Genomic DNA, 18,024 nt, shown 5'->3' on the forward strand with positions numbered 1-18,024 from the left:
TACCTTTCACCCTGGAGTCCACCGATGTTCGCCAACTTCCGCCGCAAAACAGTCGCGATGCTCGCGTCGGCAACCGTCCTGGCCGCCGGAATGCTGACCGTCGGCGCCGGAAGCGCCGGTGCGGCCGGTGTTCCCGGCACCACGTACTCGCTCAAGTACTGGGGCTACTACCCGCCCACGGTCAAGGACTGGCAGATCGTCGACAACTTCGGGAACGTCAGGGGCGAGATCTGGTGGAGCCAGGATCCCTCGCAGTACGCCCCCGGCGATTCCATCATGGTGTCGGACGAATTCGCCGACGGATACGGCGTCAGCGCGGAAATGGACGTCCCCGACTATCGGATCGCCACGACCAACGGGCACAACTCCCCGTACACGAGCCCCTGGAAGAGCGGCGACCTGCCGGAGGGGCACAACTACCCCTTCACCATCTGCCTGTGCAATTCCCAAGAAGACGCCGGCATCTTCAATATCACCGTCACGTCATAACGGAAGCAGGAATCCCCTGTGATCTCGGAATGGACGCCGGTTCGGGCCGGGCTCGCCTCGCTGGCGGCCGTCCTGCTCCTGGCATCGGCGGCCGGGTGCGGCGGTCACGCGGGCCCGGCGCATCCGCGGACGCGGACGACTGCCGCGGCACCGGCCACGACGGACGGCGCGGCGAAGGCCAACGGGATTGCGCCGGCGCCTTCCCCCGATCCCGCCACTGCTCCGTCGCTCTTCCTGCCGATCGCCAGGTACAGCCTGTCCCCGAGTGACGAGTTGCTGCTCGGGCGGGCCACGAACGCGGTCATCGAGAAGTGCATGGCGCGGTTCGGCCTGTCCTGGAAACCCGCGCCGTTCGTCACACCGCCGTCCGGTGTCATCCAGGACCGGCGGTACGGAGTGACGTCCGGCGCCGACGCGGCCGTCAACGGCTACCACCTGCCGGCCGCCGCACCTCCGGCCCATCCGAAGGAGTCGCCGCACGAACGGCTCGCCCTGATCGGGCCCGAGGCGATCGGCGATCCCGCGGGCAGCACGGTCGAGCTGAGCGGCCGCAAGGTGCCGGTCGGCGGCTGCCAGGGCGAGGCGCAGCGGGCGGTGGACGGCGATCCCGGCGCGCTGCCGGCCTCGGAGGTCGCCTCCAGGATCTCCGGCGAGAGCTATCGCGCCTCCCTGGCGGATCCGGCCGTGCAGAAGGTCTTCGCGGCCTGGTCCGCCTGCATGAGGACCAGGGGCTTCTCCTATCGCGACCCGATCAGCGCCATCGGCAGCTTCTCGGAGAAGACCGCCTCGGCCGCGGAGAAGAAGGTCGCCACGGCCGATGTGCTCTGCAAGCAGCGGACGGACCTCGTGCCGGTGTGGTTCGCCTCCGACGCGCGCGTACAGCGCACCATGATCGCCCCCCAGTCCGCCGTACTGGCCACCATCCTGACCCGGCATCACCAGCAGGTCGCCAGGGCAAAGGCGATTCTCGGGGCGGGCTGACTGTCCACGACACAGAAGGAAGACGAAACATTGAAGAACACCAAGCGGATCACGCTGCTCGCGGCCTGTGCCGCACTGCTCTGCGCCACGGGTCTCGCCACCGCCGGCCCGGCCTCCGCCTCCCAGGAATCCGCGGTGAACTGCGACAAGTCCATCTGGGACAGCTGCCTGACGCTCTACTACAACAGTTCCCAGACGGGCTCGCACACCGCGTTCTTCGGCAGCGACGGGAACTTCTACGACAACAAGTTCCTCAGCTCGGGTGCGGGCCAGGGGCAGGTGGTGAAGAACAACGCCGCTTCCGCCAACGTCTGGGGAATTCCGCCCTACTATCCGGAATTCGCGGTCATCTACTACAACAGCAACTACGCGGGCAGTTGCGACGCGATCAGCGTCAACTGGTACACCGACCGGCTGCACAACACGTACAACGAGAACGCCTCGTGGCAGATCGCGGGAAATCCCAACGTGTGGGCGGGCTGCTACATCTTCAGCTGACCTGACTCCCGCCCGGCACCCGGGCGCGCCACCAACCACCGAGAAGGAAGAAGGAAGTACGGACAATGCGCAGACTCCTGCACACGGCCCTCGCCCTTTCCGCGGCCGGACTGCTGTCCCTGACCCTGACCACGTCCGCGCAGGCCGACGGGCAGAACGTGACCATCTACACCTCGAACAGGGCAGGTGTGGCGACGTTCAAGCCCTACGGCGAGCACCTGCTCGTCAACGACCTGGTGGGCGACGGCTGGTCGGCCGTGGCCCGCCTGGAGGTGGAGGGCTACGGGACGTACTACTACTGGGACCGCCAGGGCGCCCAGTACCCGGCGCTCGACATCGACCTCGACTTCCCCGAGGGACACACCGTCACGCTGACGGCGTTCCTGGGCAAGTGGGCGGGTACTCCGGACGGCGGCATAGACTGGTCCAGCTACGACCACGTGCTCGACTCGGTCCACACCACGACCTGACGCGGGACGCCGGCGGCCCACCTCACCACTCCCCTATGCCCTTGCCCAGGGTGGTCAGGCCGCCGGCCAGCGCGAGCAGCAGGATGGCCGGTCGGGCCCAGCGCTCGGGCACCCGCTCGGAGAGCGCCCTGCCCGCCAGGGTGCCGACCGCCATCCCGGCCGCCGCCAGCACCCACACCGGCGTCGACAGGTGCGGTACGCCCTTGGCGCCGAGCGACAGCGCGTTGACGACGACGCCGTAGAACTGCGCGTTGGGGACGAACTCGGCCACCGACCACTCGGCGTTGACGGCGTAGAGCGAGACGGCGGGGCCGCCGACCCCGGCGGAGGCGTTCATGAAGCCGCTGGCCGCACCCGCGGTGACCGCTCCCCCGCGGCCGCGCAGCGCGGGCACCCGCACCCCGCTGGCGATGACCGCGACGGACACGGTGACCAGCAGGCCCATGCCGGTGAGCAGGTCGGGCTCCGGCACGTGGTGCAGCGCCCAGGTCCCCGCGGGCACCGTGCAGGCCGCGGCGACGACCAGCGGCGCCATGGCCGCCAGCCGCACCCGGCGCCAGGTGTCGACCAGGCCTGCGGCACTGATCACGCCGGAGGCGCAGTTGGACAGCGCGACGCCGTGTGCGGGGCCGATCAGCAGCACCAGCGCGGGCACCGCGACCAGCGCGAAGCCCATGCCCGACATCCGCTGCACGGTCGACCCCGCCAGCACTATCGCGGCCAGTGCGAACGCGTCCGCCCAGCCGTTCACGCGGCGCTCCGCCTGCGCGCCAGTGCGGTGCGCGCCACCGCCGCGAAGCAGGCCAGCCCGACCGCGGCCCCCGCGCCGCCGCCGAAGGCGACGGCCGGGACGAGGTCGAGGACGTCGGCGCTGCGCAGCGGCCCGTCGTCCCAGCGGGCCAGCCGCGCCGCGGCTCCGGCTACCGCGGCCGCGCCCACCAGGGCGGTCGCGGCGGCCCTGGTGCGGGCCGACAGCCGCGGGCGCACGGGGGCGGCGGGCCGAGCCGGCAGGTCCGCGGCAGCGGTGCGCAGGGTGCGGGTGGTGTACCAGCCGAGGACGCCGAGGCCCAGTACCGAGGTCCCGAGCTGGAGGTCGTAGTAGAGGGGCCGGCCCAGCACCGTACGGTCGAGCACCGGAAGCAGCCGGACCCCGGCACGGCCCCCGTGGGTGAAGGCGTCCCAGGCCACGTGGGTCGCGGCGCCGACGGCCGCGGACAGAGCGAAGCGGCCTGCACCGGCCAGGCCGCGTGTCCGCCCGGCCGGCGCGGTCATGGCGTCGGCGGCGTCCGCCCACCGGTCGGGCAGCAGTGCGACCAGCGGCTCGCGCAGCAGCAGGTGCCAGCCGGCCGCGAGCGCCGCGGCGATGGCGACGTCCGCGGTGGGCACGCCGAGCGGGCTGTGGGTGAAGACGCCGAAGCCGAAGGTGCCGTGCACCAGCGAGTCGGTGAAGTAGGGGACGTCGGGTGCCAGCGAGCCCGCGACCAGCGCCGAGGCCACCAGCGGTCCGCGGGGCCTGCCGTCGCGCAGCATCGGCAGCACGGCGGCGGGGTGGCTGAGTGTGAACGGCATCCCGCCATCTTCCCCGGGGCGGTGCGCGGCGGGCGGGCGGGGGGCCGCGTGTCTCCCCCCGCCCGCCCGTGCCGTGGGACCGTCAGGGGGTGTAGACGGTGGGGCGCGGCGCGGTCGGCATGTTGTTGCCGATGAAGAAGCTGGGGTGCGGCGGCTGGTTGTAGGCGGTGTTCTGCCAGGCGATGGCGGTGCGGTACTGCGTGTCGTGCAGCAGCGTGGTGATGCGCAGGTCGGTGGGGTCGGGGGTGGCGTAGATCCGCAGCGCCCGGTTGTCGGTGGTGGGCCAGATCACCTCCTCGCGCCAGTCGCCGAAGAGGTCGCCCGACAGGCTCGGGGTGGCCTTGGTCCCGTTGTTGGAGTGCACGCCGGAGGCGGTCAGCAGCCGGGCGTCGGAGCTGGTGCCGTACTTGTCGATGTGCGTGGCGTCCACGAGTTCGCGCACCGGGTCGCCGTCCCACCAGGCGAGGAAGTTCGCCGAGCCGGGCTTGCGGCCGATGTTCTGGCCCGTGGTGCTGTACAGGCCGCTGACGCCGGCCGACCAGGACTCGGCGCCGGGGCTGCCCGCGTACACGTCGTCGGAGACCCCGCGGCCGTTGTCGCAGCCGCAGCTGGGGTTGGACCACAGGATCTTGCCGGTCTTGGCGTCGGCGAACCAGGCGGCGAGCTTGGAGGTGTCCTCGTCGACCTTGAAGACCTCCAGGCCGGGGTGCGAGGGGTCGAGGTCGCCGACGTGCAGCGCGTCGCCGTGGCCCTGCCCGGTGTTCCACAGCCGGGCGCCGTTGTCGTCCACGGCCATGGCGCCGTACTCGATCTCGTCCTTGCCGTCGCCGTCGAGGTCGGCGGTGGCCAGCTGGTGGTCGCCCTGGCCGGCGTATGCGCTGTTGCCCGAGTCGTTGGAGTCGAACTTCCAGCGCTCGGTGAGCTTGCCGTCCCGCCAGTCCCAGGCGGCGATCACCGTACGCGTGTAGTAGCCGCGGGCCATGATGATCGAGGGCCGCTTGCCGTCGAGGTAGGCGGTGCCGGCCAGGAAGCGGTCCACCCGGTTGCCGTAGCTGTCGCCCCAGGATGAGACGGTGCCGCGCGGCGGGTCGTAGTTGACCGTCTGCATCGCGGCGCCGGTCTGCCCGTTGAAGACGCTCAGGTACTCGGGTCCCGACAGGACGTAGCCGGAGGAGTTGCGGTAGTCGGCGCTGGAGCTGCCGATCACCTTGCCGGTGCCGTCGGTGGTGCCGTCGGCGGTCTTCATCACGACCTCGGCCTTGCCGTCGCCGTCGTAGTCGTAGACCTGGAACTGCGTGTAGTGCGCGCCGGAGCGGATGTTGCGGCCCAGGTCGATGCGCCACAGCCGGGTGCCGTCGAGCGTGATGCCGTCCATGATCGTGTCGCCGGTGTAGCCGGACTGCGAGTTGTCCTTGGAGTTGGTGGGGTACCACTTCAGGACCAGATCGAGCCGGCCGTCGCCGTCGAGGTCGCCGACGGAGGCGTCGTTGGCCTCGTAGGTGTAGGCGACGCCGTCGGGGGTGGTGCCGCCGGCCGGCGGCGAGATCGGCACGTCGTGGTAGCCGCCTGCGAAGGACAGCGACGCCGGTGAGGCGGCCTGCTCGCTGCCGTCGACCACGGCCCGCACGGTGTAGCTGGCGTCGGCGGCGGCGCCGGAGTCGAGGTAGTCGGTCGCGCCGGTCAGCGGGGCGGAGTTGACCTTGGTGCCGCCGCGGTAGACGTTGAAGGCGACGTTGTCCGGGTCGGTGCCGAGCCAGCGCCACGAGACGAGGTTGCCTGAGCCGCTGCGGACCGAGATCACCCCGCGGTCGAGCTTCTCGACCTGGCGGCCCTGGCCGGTCTGCGGCGGGGTGGTGGTGGGCGGGGTGGTCGGGGGTGTGGTCGGCGGGGTCGTGGGCGGGGTGGTGCCCGTACTGCCGGTGCAGGCCACGCCGTTGAGGGTGAAGGCGGTCGGGACGGTGGGGGTGCCCGAGCCGGAGATCGCCCCGTTGAAGCCGAAGGAGGTCGAACCGCCGGTCGCCAGCGACCCGTTGTAGCTGAGGCTGTTCGCGGTGACCTGGCTGCTGTTGAGGGTGACGTCGGCATTCCACGCCGAGGTCACCGTCTGCCCCGAGCCCATGGTCCACTTCAGGCTCCAGGACGTCATCGGGTCACCGAGGTTGGTGATCTGGACGTCGGCGCCGAAGCCGCCCTGCCAGGAGTTGGTGATGGTGTAGGCGACGCTGCAGCCGGCCGCGGCCGGCGCTGCCGAGGCCGGTACGGACTGCACCGCCCAGGTCGTACCGGCCGCGATCAGCGCGCCGACCGCCGATGCCGCCCAGGCGCGGCGGCGCGCACGTTTCCGACGGGTGGTCATGGATCCTCCAGATGTGGGGGGAAGAAGAAATCCGGGGGTTGGAACGTTCCAAACGTGCTCCCAGGCATAATGGGAGCGCTCCCACACCCCCGTCAACCGTTCTCCCGAAAATTTTCGCCGCCCGCAGGTGGGCCGCCCGGCCGGTGCCGGGACCCGCTACGCGGGCACCTTCTCGCCGCCGGACTCGCGGACGCCTGGCCAGGGCCGGGCGCTCGCCGGGAGGGCGCTGGGACGGCGCCGCCCGCCCGGATATCCTCGTGGCCATGGACGACCACTCGCCGGCCCTGCGCAGCGGCGGCGGAAGGCGCCGCCGCTCGGACGCCGAGCGGAGCATCGCCGCGATCCTGGACGCGGCGCTGGAGTGCGTGCCGACCGACGGCGAGTTCAACATGTCCGCCATCGCGCGGGCCGCCGGGGTCAGCCGGGTCACCCTCTACTCGCACTTCCCGACCCGCGAGGCGCTGGTGGACGCGGCCTTGCAGCGGGCTTTCACCCAGACCGACCGGGCGCTGGCGGAGCTCCCGCTGGAGGAGGGGCCGCCGCGCGAGGTGCTGGCGCGGCTGCTCGGCTCGTCGTGGCAGGTGCTGGAGCGGCACAGGAACCTGTACCTGGTGGCGTCGGCGAACCTGCCCGCCGACCGGCTGCGCGAGTACGCCGGGCTGGTGCTCGACCGGATCGAGCGGCTGCTGGCCCGCGGCCGGGCCGAGGGGGCCTTCCGTACCGACCTGCCGCTGGACTGGCTGGTGGCCACCGTCTACACGCTGATGCACCTGGCCGCGGGCGAGGTCGGCTCGGGGCGGACCGACGCGGACGCCGCGGGGGATCTGGTCAGCACCACGATCGTGTCGCTGCTGACTGCGGGGGCGGCGGATGCCCCTGGTGGGCGCCGGGCGGACTCCCCCGGTCCGCACACGCACCCGACCGACTTCCTTGGTACGCACCAAGACTGACGTACCGTCCGCTCCCGGTCACGGGCGGTTTCGTTGGGTACGCACCGTACGGCTTGCCCCGTCCGCGGATGTACCGTGAGGACTCTCCCCCCGATTCCGCAGTCCGGGACGACCTACCGGGGGCGGCGTCCGGCACCCGCGGAAAGCAGGAACAACCTATGAGTTGTACATAACAACTGCCTCAGGGCAGCGTGGCACTGAGGGCTGCTCGACGCAGCCCACGGAGGTGGTAATGCCCGCCGGACCGCACGACGTGCTGGAGTTGGCGATCGACGGCTTGTTCAGACGGCGCGGAGTGCTCGACCCGTCACGGGTCGTCCCCGGACTCGGCGCCTCGCTCTCGGAGTCGCTGGCGCTGGGCTACCTGGCAGCCGGCCCCTGCGTGCAGCACGAACTCGGCTCGTACCTCGGACTGGAGAAGAGCACGGTGAGCCGGCTGGTGGCCGGCATGACGGAGAAGGGCTGGGTCGAGCGGGCCCGCTGCCCGGACAACCGCCGCTTCCAGAAGGTGGTGCTGACCGCCCCGGGCGAGCGGGCCGCCGCGCAGATAGCCGAGGCGACCAAGCAGCGCCACGAGCGCTGGTTCGCGGCGCTCACCGAGGAGGAGCACAAGGCCCTGTCCATCGGGCTGCCCGCGCTGCTGCGGGCGATGGCGGCGGAGGACGACACGGCGGAGTGAGCGCCTGGGGGCGCCCGCCGCACACGGGTGCGGCGCACCTGCGGGCCGTACGGCGCCGCGGGTCTCACAGCGGCGGGCCGCCGCAGGGAGCAGCGGCGGGCTCCGCCGGGGGCTGCGCCGCGCTGAGCGGGACACCGCGCAGCAGCTGGATCATCACCGTCACGACCCCCGCCATGACGCACTGGTCGCTGAGGTTGAAGATCCCGCCGTGCCCGACCTGGATGAAGTCCAGCACCGCGCCCCGCCCGAAACCCGGTGTGCGGAAGATGCGGTCGGCGAGGTTGCCGCCCGCGCCGCCGAAGATCAGGCCGAGGCCGAGCGCCCAGCCCTTGGTGCGTACCGTCGGCGAGGTGCGGGCGATGAAGGCGAGCACGCCGATCGCGAGCACCGTGAAGACCAGGGTCGCGCGCGGCGCGAAGGACCCGGCGGCGCCGGAGTTGCGGTAGGCGGTGAAGGTGACGTGCCCGCCGAGCACATGGCTGGGCGGGTGGCCCTCGACGGCCACCGCCGCGACGGCCTTGGTCACCTGGTCCAGCGCGAGCCCCGCGGCCGCGGTGATCCACAGCACCCGCTGCGCCACTCCCCCGCCCCGGGCAGGCCCCCGGAGGGAACCCCGTACCGGCACCCGCACCCGCATCCACACCGGCATCCGCATCGGCGGCCCTCCCGCGTTCACCCGGCCGTACGGCGGCCGACCCGCCGTCCCGTGTCGAGCGTACGCCCGCCGCCCGGCTCCCCCGGTGTCCGCGTGATCGGCGACATTGCCCCGAACGGCCCTGCTGCCCGCGGCGGCGGGCGGGAAGGCTGGGCTCAGACACCGTCGCCGACTGGAGGTCCCCGATGCCCGACGCGTCCACCACCCGCCCGCCCGCGGCCCTGACCGAGGACGAACTGCGGGCGCTCGACGCCCACTGGCGGGCCGCGAACTACCTCGCCGTCGGGCAGATCTACCTGATGGGCAACCCGCTGCTGGCCGAGCCGCTGCGCCCCGAGCACATCAAGCCGCGGCTGCTGGGGCACTGGGGGACCTCGCCCGGCCTGAACCTGGTGCACACCCATATGAACCGGGTGGTCAAGGCCCGCGGCCTCGACGCGATCTGCGTGTGGGGCCCCGGCCACGGCGGCCCCGCGGTGCTGGCGAACTCCTGGATCGAGGGCAGCTACACCGAGACCTACCCCGAGGTCACCCGGGACGCGGCCGGGATGGGCAAGCTCTTCCGGCAGTTCTCCTTCCCCGGCGGGGTGCCCAGCCATGTGGCGCCGGAGACGCCGGGCTCGATCCACGAGGGCGGCGAGCTGGGGTACGCCCTCTCGCACGCCTACGGTGCCGCCTTCGACAACCCGGACCTGGTCGTGGCCTGCGTGATCGGCGACGGCGAGGCGGAGACCGGCCCGCTGGCCGCGTCCTGGCACTCGAACAAGTTCCTGGACCCGGTGCACGACGGCGCCGTCCTGCCGATCCTGCACCTGAACGGGTACAAGATCGCCAACCCCACGGTGCCGGCCCGGCTGCCCCGCGAGGAGCTGGACGAACTGCTGCGCGGCTACGGCCACGACCCGATCCACGTCACGGGCGACGACCCGGCGGCGGTCCACCGGGCGATGGCCGCGGCCATGGACACCGCGCTGGACCGTATCGCCGCCTTCCAGAGCGCGGCCCGCGAGCAGGGCGCCACGGCCAGGCCGCGCTGGCCGGTGATCGTGCTGCGCACCCCCAAGGGCTGGACCGGTCCTGCCGAGGTCGACGGGCTGCCCGTCGAGGGCACCTGGCGGGCGCACCAGGTGCCGCTGTCGGCGGTGCGGGACAACCCGGACCACCTGCGCCAGCTGGAGGAGTGGCTGCAGTCCTACCGCCCCGCCGAGCTGTTCGACGCCGACGGGCGGCCCCGCCCGCAGGTCATGGAGTGCGTGCCGGACGGCGACCGCAGGCTGGGCGCCAACCCGCACACCAACGGCGGGCTGCTGCTGCGCGAGCTGCCGCTGCCGCCGCTGGAGGAGTTCGCGGTGCCCGTCGACACCCCGGGCGGCACCCTCCACGAGCCGACCAGGGTGCTGGGCGCGATGCTGGAGCGGGTGATGGCCGACAGCGCCCGCCGCCGCGACTTCCGGCTGGTCGGCCCGGACGAGACCGCGTCCAACCGGCTGCAGGACGTCTACGGGGCCACCGGCAAGGCCTGGCAGGCGGACGTGCTGGACGTGGACGAGCACCTGGACCGGCACGGGCGGGTCATGGAGATCCTGTCGGAGCACACCTGCCAGGGGTGGCTGGAGGGCTATCTGCTCACCGGCAGGCACGGCCTGTTCTCCTGCTACGAGGCCTTCGTGCACATCGTGGACTCGATGGCCAACCAGCACATCAAGTGGCTGCGCACCACCCGGGCGCTGCCCTGGCGCCGTCCGCTGGCGTCCCTGAACTACCTGCTGACCTCGCATGTGTGGCGCCAGGACCACAACGGCTTCTCGCACCAGGACCCCGGCTTCGTCGACCACGTGTTGAACAAGGCCCCCGAGGTGGTGCGCGTCTACCTGCCGCCGGACACCAACACGCTGCTGTCGGTCGCCGACCACGTGCTGGCCTCCCGGGACTACGTCAACGTCGTCGTCGCGGGCAAGCAGCCCAGCTTCGACTGGCTGTCCATGGACGCGGCCCGTGCGCACTGCGCCCGGGGTGCGGGGCTGTGGGAGTGGGCCGGCACCGAGGACGTCAGGCGCGGCCCGGACGTCGTCCTGGCCTGCGCGGGCGACGTCCCCACCCTCGAAGTGCTCGCGGCGGCCCAGCTGCTGCGCCACCACCTGCCACAACTGGGCGTCCGGGTGGTCAACATCGTGGACCTGGCGCGGCTCATGCCGCACGAGGAGCACCCGCACGGCATGACCGACGCGGAGTTCGACGCGCTGTTCACGCCGGACAAGCCGGTGATCCTCGCCTACCACGGATATCCCTGGCTCATCCACCGGCTGGCCTACCGCCGTACCGGCCACGCGCAGCTGCATGTGCGCGGCTACAAGGAGATCGGCACCACGACGACGCCCTTCGACATGGTGCTGCGCAACGACCTGGACCGCTACCGCCTGGTGATGGACGTCATCGACCGGGTCCCCGGCCTGCCGGTGACCGCCGCGGCGGTGCGCCAGCGGATGGAGGAGGTGCGGCTGCGCCACCACAGCTGGATCCGCGAGCACGGCACCGACCTGCCGGAGGTCGCCGACTGGAGCTGGCAGGTCTGACCGCCGGGCGCAGGAGCGCGTGCCGGTCCGCGGGGAGTCCGCGGACCGGCACTTTCGTGCGTCCGGGGTCTTTACGCCGTCGCCATGGATGGTCTAGAACGACAGTCATCCGATGTTACGTGCGCCTGACGCCTTGTTTCCGCACGAGGCTGAGGAGTTGCGTGCGGAAGCAGGTGCATTCATCGGACTACTACGTCAACACCGTTGACTGAAGCCGTATCGCCCTGGAGGGCATCGTGCAGAAACTCCCCCGCCGTCGCCGGCGGGTTCCGTACAGACGGGCCGTCGCCCTGTGCTCGGCGGCGCTCACCGCCCTCGCGGGCGCCGCCGTCGCGGACACCGGTACCGCCGCCGCAGCCGCGGGACCGACCACCGCATGGCACCACGGAGACTTCACCCTCGACCCGGCAGGTGTCGTCAGCCGCTCCGACATCGTGCTCGGCTCGCCCAACCCCGACCCCATCGCGTCCATGCCGCTCGGCAACGGGTCGCTGGGGGTCGCCGCCTGGGCCGCGGGCGGCTTCACCGCCCAGCTCAACCGCTCCGACACCATGCCCGACCGCAAGTCGCCGGGCCAGCTGACCATCCCCGGCCTGTCCGTCATCTCGCACGCCGCCGACTTCCACGGGCACCTCGACCTCACCGACGGGGTGCTGCGCGAGTCCGGCGGCGGCATGTCGCTCACGGCGTGGGTCGCCGCCGACAAGGACGAGCTGGTCGTCGACGTCGCGGGCGCCGACCCGGACGTACCGCAGACCGCCACCGTCAACCTGTGGGCGCCGCGCAAGCCCACCGCAGCCGTGTCCGGCACCGTCGGCACCCTCGCCGAGACCTGGGTGGACGGCGCCCCGCCGATCGGCAGCGGCAAGACCTTCGGGTCGCTGGCCGCCCTGACCGCGGGCGGCCGCCGGGTGACCACCACCGTGGCGGGACCCACGCAGGTCAAGGTGAGCTTCAGCCCGCACCCCGACGGCACCTTCCGGGTCGTCGTGGCCTCCCCCGGCTGGACCGGCGGCGACGCCGCCAAGGCCGCGGCCGAGGTGATCGGCCATGACGCGACCGCACCCCTGAAGCAGCTGATGAAGCCGCAGGACCGCTGGTGGGGCGACTTCTGGGCGCACTCGGGGCTGATCGCGATGAGTTCGGCCGACGGCAGCGCCGAGTACATCGAGAACCTGCGCACGCTGTACCTCTACGAGGAGGCGGCGTCGATGAAGAAGGGCATCTACCCGGGCAGCCAGGCCGGCGAGGCCGACATGTTCGCCTGGAACCGCGACACCCAGACATGGACCCCGTCGGCGTACTGGCTGTGGAACCTGCGCACCCAGATCGCCGCGAACATGAGCAGCGGCAACTACCGGCTCAACACCCCGATCTTCGACATGTACGCCGACGACCTGCCCGCCATCGAGGCATGGACGAAGCAGCAGATGGGCGGGCGCCCCGGCTCCTGCGTGTCGGAGACCATGCGCTTCAACGGCAACGGCATCTCCCCCGGCGTCGGCGAGAACGGCTCGTGCAGCGAGCCCGGCAGCCCCAACTGGAACGCCCTGGACATCTCCTCGGGGCCGGAGATCGCCCTCTACATGTGGGAGCAGTACGAGGCCACCGGCGACAAGGCAGCGCTGAAGCGCTACTGGCCCTTCATCAAGTCGGTCACCGAGTTCCAGCTCGCCTACCAGACGGTGGGCGCCGACGGCCTGCTGCACGCCAACGCCAACGCACACGAGACGCAGTGGGCGGTGCAGGACCCGACCACCGACATCGCGCTCGACCAGGCGGTCTTCCCGCTGATCGGGCGGATAGCCGCCGTGCTCGGCACCGACCGCGGCGCCGACAAGGCCCTGGTGGCCCGGGTGGCCACCGCCCAGCGGCAGATCCCGCCCTACCCGCGCACCGACCAGGCCACCCGCAGCCAACTGCTCAACCCCGGCTACACCCAGGCCGAGACGGCGGCGGCCGACGCCACCGGCACCGACATGCTGGCGATCTCCTACGAGCCCGCGGCGCAGCGCAGGAACGGCGAGAACATCGAACTGGAGCCGCTGTGGCCCTGGAACACCGTCAGTGACCAGGACCCGGGGCTGTTCGCGCTGGAGCAGCGCAGCTACGCCCACCGGCCCAACAAGGGCGGCAACGACTGGTCGATGGACGCCATCGACGCGGCTCGGCTGCAGAACCCCGACGAGGTGCGCGCGAACCTGATCTCGCTCACCGAGGGCCACCAGGTCTACCCCAACGGCTTCGCCGACCTCGGCAACTCGGTCGGCTACCAGCCCTACATCGAGCAGGAGTCCGGCGTCGCGACCGCGGTCGGCGAGGCCCTGGCACAGGACTTCGACGGCGTCATCCGCTTCGCACCGGCCTGGCCCTCCCAGTGGGACGGCGCCGGCAGCGTCTACATCAAGGGCAGGAGCAAGGTCGACGTGCAGGTGGAGGGCGGCAGGCTGGTGACCGCCGCGATCGAGGCGGGCACCTCGGGCACCCTGCGGGTCAAGAACCCCTGGCCCGGGCAGCGCACCGAGGTCGTGGACGGCACGAACGGCCACGTGGTCGTAAGTGCGTCCACCGCCGCCCTGCTCGACGTCCCGGTCAAGGCCGGCACGTCCTACCTGGTCCAGCAGGCCGCGGCGCCCACCACGGCGCTGCCCTTCGCGAAGGTCACCGGCACCGCGCCGACCGCGGCCCGGCACCTGGGCGGGGTCAAGCTCGGCCTGGACTCGGCCGTCCAGTCCGGCAGTTCGACCGTCGGCACCGTGCTCGGCGGCACCAACCGCAGCTACGGCCTCACCCAGACCGAGGACCCCGGCTCCCCCAGCACGGCCGCCGACGTGGCCGGGCTCAGCGCCCGTACGGCGCAGGGCGACCTGTCCTTCGACGTCGGCGACGACGTGGCCGCGACCGGGTCCTACGACGCCGAGGTCACCGTGTCGTACTACGACTCCGGCACCGGATCAATGTCCGTGGAGTACGACGCCGGGCCGCAGGACCGCTACCGCCAGGCAGGCACCATCGCCCTGACCGGCAGCGACACCTGGAAGACCGCACAGGTCACCCTCAGCGGCGGCTACTTCGGCGGCCTCCAGCAGGGCGGCGCCGACCTGCGGCTGCACTCGGCCGGCGGCCCGGTCACCGTGCACAGCGTCGGCATGACCGTCACCGGCGCCTGGGTGCAGGACCGGCACGCCTTCCCGCCCGCCCCGGCCGTCACCACCCCGCGCACCGGCGCCACCGTCAAGCTCGCCTCCGCCGTGTCCGGCACAGCGATCCCCGACGGCACGGTGACCGTACGCGAGGCCGCGAAGGTGCTCTGCACCGCCACCGCGGACGACGCGGGCTCCTGGAGCTGCGCCCCCGACGGCGGCTTCACACCCGGCAGGCAGACCGCCACCGCGACGGTCGCCGACCCGACGGGCCTGGTCAGCGACGCCTCGGCCGGTGTCGCCTTCGACGCGTCCGACCTGCCGCCGGGCACCGCCGTGGTCGGCGCGGTCGTCGGCGCGGACAACCACGCGTACGGCATGGCCCAGGACGAGCGGCCCTCGGGCGGCTTCGACGGCCCGACGACCGCCTCGGTGATCGACGGCCGCTCGGCCCGCACCAGCACCCAGAGCAACATCTACTTCGACATCGACGACTCGGTCGCCCACGCGGGCTACTACACGGCGACCTTCACCGTCTCCTACTACGACCAGGGCACGGGGTCCTTCTCCGTGCAGTACGACAACGGCACCTCCGACCCCTACAAGTCCACCTCCGGCATCTCGCTGACCGGCAGCAACACCTGGAAGACCGCGACGGTCACCGCCACCGACGCCTACTTCGGCGGGCAGCAGCACTCGGCCGCCGACTTCCGGCTGCGCAACGGCGGCGGCCAGGTCACCGTGCACAGCGTGGCGGTGAAGATCAGCGGTGACGGCGTCCCGAACGCCGCCGACTTCGCACCGCCCATCACGATCGGCTCGCCCGCCGCGGGCGACACCGTCGGTACGGCCCCGGCCGTGTCGGGCTCCGCCGAGCCCGGTGCGACGGTGACCGTGACGTCCGACGGGGCGGCGCTGTGCACGGCGGCCGTGGCGGACGACGGAACGTGGACCTGCACCGGGTCCGGGGGGCTCGCGGCGGGGCCGCACGTCCTCACCGCCACCGCGCAGGACCCGACCGGCACACCGGCGCAGGCCGCCACCGTGGCGGTGACGGCGGCGTAGCGGGCGCCTGACACAGACGCGGGAGCGGTCCGGCCGAACAGCCGGGCCGCTCCCCTGCGTTGCCCCGTGCCGTGCGGCCTACGCGAAGCCGGCGATGCCGCGCGGGGTGTAGTGCTCCTCCAGACGGCGGCACTCCTCGTCGCTCAGCCGCAGGTCCACCGCGGCGACGGCGTCCTCCAGGTGCTGCGGCTTGGTCGCCCCCACGATCGGCGCGGTCACCCCCGGCTGCCGCAGCAGCCAGGCCAGCGCGACCTGGGCGCGGGTGACCCCGCGCTCGTCCGCGATGCCCGCGACGGCGTCCACGATGCGCCGGTCGGTGTCGCGGTAGAGGCTCATGCCCCACCCGTCGCTCCGGCTGCGCGCACTGCCGCTCGCGTCCCAGGCCCGGGTGAGCCGGCCGCGGGCCAGCGGGCTCCACGGGATGACGCCGACGCCCTGGTCCGCGCACAGCGGCATCATCTCCCGCTCCTCCTCGCGGTAGAGCAGGTTGTAGTGGTTCTGCATGCTGACGAAGCGCGTCCAGCCGTGCCGCTCGGCCAGGTACTGCGCCTTGGAGAACTGCCAGGCGTGCATCGAACTCGCCCCGATGTAGCGGGCCTTGCCGGCCTTCACCACGTCGTGCAGGGCCTCCATCGTCTCCTCGACCGGAGTCAGCGGGTCCCAGCGGTGGATCTGGTAGAGGTCGACGTAGTCGGTGCCGAGCCGGCGCAGGCTGTGGTCGATCTCGGTGAGGATCGCCTTGCGGGACAGGCCGCCGCCGTTGGGTCCCGGCCGCATCCTGCCGTGCACCTTGGTGGCCAGCACGATCTCGTCGCGGCGGGCGAAGTCGGCCAGCGCCCGGCCGACGATCTCCTCGCTGGTGCCGTCGGAGTAGACGTTCGCGGTGTCGAAGAAGTTGATCCCGGCCTCGACGGCCCGGCGGACGAAGGGCCGGCTGGCCTCCTCGTCCAGCGTCCAGCCGTGGGTGCCGCGGTCGGGAACGCCGTAGCTCATGCAGCCGAGGCACACACGGGAGACGTCGAGACCGGTCGAGCCGAGTTTCAGATAGTCCATGGCCGACCAGCCTACGTCCGCGCCCGCCCGCCGCCGGGCGCGTGGGGGCGCGGCGGGGAGCACTCCCGCAGGTCCGACGTGCACCGTGTCGATCCGCGGCCGCGCCGTTCGACGCACGGGTACGCGGACCGCGAGCAGCGCGGTCGCCGAGGCGAGGAGCCCACCGTGTCCGTACCCACCCCCGAGCAGACCGCCGCCCTTCCGCAGGGCGACGTGGCGCTGCTGCACAGCCAGGTCGCCCAGCGGTTGCTGGCGTCCAGGGAACTGGCCCGCGTGGCCTACGTCGCCGCCGACGGGACGCCGCGGGTCTTCCCGATGCTCTTCCACTGGAACGGCGAGGAGGTCGTCCTGTCGACCTTCCACCCGGCGCGGAAGATCGCGGCCCTGCGCGCCCGCCCCGACGTGGCCCTCACCGTCGACGCCGCAACGGCCCCGCCGCAGGCCCTGCTGATCCGCGGCCGGGCCGAGGTCACCGACGTCGAGGGCATAGCGCCCGACTACCGCTCGGCCCTGCGCCGCTACGCCGGCAGCGACGAGGCGGGCGACGCCCAGGCCGCGGCGGTCGACGGCCCGGGGGTGCGCATGGCGCGCATCGCGGTACGCCCGCTGTGGGTGGGCGTGCTGGACTTCACGACCCGCTTCCCCGGCGGCAGTTCGGCGGCGGAGTTCGACGCCCGCGGCCGCCGGGACTGACCCCGCCGCCCGGCTGCGGCGGACGGCAGTGCCCCGCCGCCCGGCCCGGCGCTCCGGCGCCCGGCCGCCGACGGGGACTCCGCTGCCGGGGTTGCCGGCTGCCGGCCCTGCCGTGGCCGACCCGGGCGAGGGTTACGGCGCCCGCCCGGCGATCGGGGTGTCCGCCGCGGGGGCGGCCGCCGGGCCATGCCATGGGCGACCCGGGCTACGGCGCTCGGCCGCCGATCGGGCTGTCCACCGCGGGGTTCAGGCACCAGGCGAGGAGGGCGGGCCAGGGGCCGTAGCCCGAGGCCGGGTTGAGGTGGGCGCCGGCGGGGATGACGTCGGCGGGCAGGTCCAGGGGGGCGGCGAACTCGGCGGCGGCGCCTTCCGGGCAGCAGGGGTCGTCCGGCGAGCAAACGATCCGGGTGTGCCCGGCGGCGCCGGCCACCTGCCCGGGGGTCAGCGGCGGCGGGGCGAAGGCCGCGACCTGCGGGTGCTGCCGCAGGAAGCTGCCCGAGGGCGGGGCGACCAGCAGAACGCGCTCGACGGGGGCCGTCTGCTGCCCGGCGGCCACCGCGTGCAGCCACAGCGCGCAGGCCAGGCTGTGGCAGACGACGGTGACCCGCTGCCCGGGCGGGCCTGCCAGCAGCGTGCGCAACTCCGCCAGCCACACGGCGAGTCCGGGTTCGTCGGGATCCGGCAGCTGCGGGTAGGCCACGTCGTGGCCCAGCCCGGTCAGCTGCCCGGCCAGCCAGTGCTGCCAGTGCCCGGGCGGCCGGTGGTTCTCCCAGCCGTGCAGGATCACGAAGCGCCGCGGGTCGGGGACGTCGGTCATGGCTGCTCACATCTCGCCGTGTCGATGAGGCCG

Annotated in this window: 15 protein-coding genes; 9 read left to right on the plus strand and 6 right to left on the minus strand. The window is 72.7% G+C overall.

From position 1 onward, the window contains the following. The first annotated feature begins 24 nt into the window (after positions 1–24). The 4 genes from JT723_RS19940 (at position 25) to JT723_RS19955 (ending at position 2,438) form a co-directional block, all read left to right on the plus strand. Positions 25–489: a hypothetical protein gene (locus JT723_RS19940; RefSeq protein ID WP_205046068.1), complete on the plus strand. Its 465-nt coding sequence runs from the start codon at positions 25–27 to the stop codon at positions 487–489. 18 nt (positions 490–507) lie between these two features. Next, positions 508–1,470, plus strand: a complete 963-nt coding sequence (locus JT723_RS19945) for a hypothetical protein (protein ID WP_205046069.1) — start codon at positions 508–510, stop codon at positions 1,468–1,470. A gap of 30 nt (positions 1,471–1,500) precedes the next feature. Next, positions 1,501–1,968: a hypothetical protein gene (locus JT723_RS19950; protein ID WP_205046070.1), complete on the plus strand. Its 468-nt coding sequence runs from the start codon at positions 1,501–1,503 to the stop codon at positions 1,966–1,968. Between the two features lie 65 nt (positions 1,969–2,033). Continuing rightward, complete coding sequence (locus JT723_RS19955) at positions 2,034–2,438, plus strand: hypothetical protein (protein ID WP_205046071.1); 405 nt, start codon at positions 2,034–2,036, stop codon at positions 2,436–2,438. A 22-nt stretch (positions 2,439–2,460) separates the two neighbouring features. On the opposite strand, the gene JT723_RS19960 is transcribed toward JT723_RS19955, so the two are convergent. From JT723_RS19960 to JT723_RS19970, 3 genes are all read right to left on the minus strand, one after another. Then, positions 2,461–3,189: a sulfite exporter TauE/SafE family protein gene (locus JT723_RS19960; protein ID WP_265934479.1), complete on the minus strand. Its 729-nt coding sequence runs from the start codon at positions 3,187–3,189 to the stop codon at positions 2,461–2,463. Continuing rightward, positions 3,186–4,007, minus strand: coding sequence for a DUF4184 family protein (locus JT723_RS19965; protein ID WP_205046072.1), 822 nt, complete (start codon positions 4,005–4,007; stop codon positions 3,186–3,188). The genes JT723_RS19960 and JT723_RS19965 overlap by 4 nt, the downstream gene beginning before the upstream one ends. Positions 4,008–4,089: 82 nt before the next feature. Further along, on the minus strand, positions 4,090–6,363 hold the full coding sequence (locus tag JT723_RS19970) for a rhamnogalacturonan lyase family protein (RefSeq protein WP_205046073.1): 2,274 nt from the start codon (positions 6,361–6,363) through the stop codon (positions 4,090–4,092). Between the two features lie 263 nt (positions 6,364–6,626). Between JT723_RS19970 and JT723_RS19975 the strand changes: the two genes are divergently transcribed. Then, positions 6,627–7,313, plus strand: a complete 687-nt coding sequence (locus JT723_RS19975) for a TetR/AcrR family transcriptional regulator (RefSeq protein ID WP_205046074.1) — start codon at positions 6,627–6,629, stop codon at positions 7,311–7,313. A gap of 232 nt (positions 7,314–7,545) precedes the next feature. Beyond that, on the plus strand, positions 7,546–7,992 hold the full coding sequence (locus JT723_RS19980; RefSeq protein ID WP_205046075.1) for a MarR family winged helix-turn-helix transcriptional regulator: 447 nt from the start codon (positions 7,546–7,548) through the stop codon (positions 7,990–7,992). A 64-nt stretch (positions 7,993–8,056) separates the two neighbouring features. Here the strand turns inward: JT723_RS19980 and JT723_RS19985 are convergent, their stop codons facing one another. Continuing rightward, entirely contained in the window at positions 8,057–8,647 is a 591-nt protein-coding gene (locus JT723_RS19985; protein WP_205046076.1) for a signal peptidase II, read from the minus strand. A 185-nt stretch (positions 8,648–8,832) separates the two neighbouring features. Here JT723_RS19985 and JT723_RS19990 point away from each other — a divergent pair, with 185 nt between their 5' ends. After that, entirely contained in the window at positions 8,833–11,220 is a 2,388-nt protein-coding gene (locus JT723_RS19990) for a phosphoketolase family protein (RefSeq protein WP_205046077.1), read from the plus strand. A gap of 236 nt (positions 11,221–11,456) precedes the next feature. Beyond that, positions 11,457–15,428 (plus strand): Ig-like domain-containing protein, encoded by a 3,972-nt coding sequence (locus JT723_RS36190; protein WP_205046078.1) that lies wholly within the window; start codon positions 11,457–11,459, stop codon positions 15,426–15,428. 78 nt (positions 15,429–15,506) lie between these two features. On the opposite strand, the gene JT723_RS20000 is transcribed toward JT723_RS36190, so the two are convergent. Continuing rightward, positions 15,507–16,481 (minus strand): aldo/keto reductase, encoded by a 975-nt coding sequence (locus JT723_RS20000; RefSeq protein ID WP_205046079.1) that lies wholly within the window; start codon positions 16,479–16,481, stop codon positions 15,507–15,509. A 165-nt stretch (positions 16,482–16,646) separates the two neighbouring features. Between JT723_RS20000 and JT723_RS20005 the strand changes: the two genes are divergently transcribed. Next, positions 16,647–17,174, plus strand: coding sequence for a pyridoxamine 5'-phosphate oxidase family protein (locus JT723_RS20005; RefSeq protein WP_205046080.1), 528 nt, complete (start codon positions 16,647–16,649; stop codon positions 17,172–17,174). A 205-nt stretch (positions 17,175–17,379) separates the two neighbouring features. On the opposite strand, the gene JT723_RS20010 is transcribed toward JT723_RS20005, so the two are convergent. Further along, on the minus strand, positions 17,380–17,991 hold the full coding sequence (locus tag JT723_RS20010) for an RBBP9/YdeN family alpha/beta hydrolase (RefSeq protein WP_205046081.1): 612 nt from the start codon (positions 17,989–17,991) through the stop codon (positions 17,380–17,382). Positions 17,992–18,024: the final 33 nt, after the last annotated feature.

Source organism: Actinacidiphila bryophytorum (genome assembly GCF_016916835.1).
Lineage (GTDB): Bacteria > Actinomycetota > Actinomycetes > Streptomycetales > Streptomycetaceae > Actinacidiphila > Actinacidiphila bryophytorum.

Coding starts and splice junctions, on each gene's coding strand:
- JT723_RS20000 (WP_205046079.1), bottom strand. CDS start 16,481: ATGGACTATCTGAAACTCGGCTCGACCGGTCTCGACGTCTCCCGTGTG.
- JT723_RS19955 (WP_205046071.1), top strand. CDS start 2,034: ATGCGCAGACTCCTGCACACGGCCCTCGCCCTTTCCGCGGCCGGACTG.
- JT723_RS19965 (WP_205046072.1), bottom strand. CDS start 4,007: ATGCCGTTCACACTCAGCCACCCCGCCGCCGTGCTGCCGATGCTGCGC.
- JT723_RS19970 (WP_205046073.1), bottom strand. CDS start 6,363: ATGACCACCCGTCGGAAACGTGCGCGCCGCCGCGCCTGGGCGGCATCG.
- JT723_RS20010 (WP_205046081.1), bottom strand. CDS start 17,991: ATGACCGACGTCCCCGACCCGCGGCGCTTCGTGATCCTGCACGGCTGG.
- JT723_RS19985 (WP_205046076.1), bottom strand. CDS start 8,647: ATGCGGATGCCGGTGTGGATGCGGGTGCGGGTGCCGGTACGGGGTTCC.
- JT723_RS19940 (WP_205046068.1), top strand. CDS start 25: ATGTTCGCCAACTTCCGCCGCAAAACAGTCGCGATGCTCGCGTCGGCA.
- JT723_RS19980 (WP_205046075.1), top strand. CDS start 7,546: ATGCCCGCCGGACCGCACGACGTGCTGGAGTTGGCGATCGACGGCTTG.
- JT723_RS19990 (WP_205046077.1), top strand. CDS start 8,833: ATGCCCGACGCGTCCACCACCCGCCCGCCCGCGGCCCTGACCGAGGAC.
- JT723_RS19975 (WP_205046074.1), top strand. CDS start 6,627: ATGGACGACCACTCGCCGGCCCTGCGCAGCGGCGGCGGAAGGCGCCGC.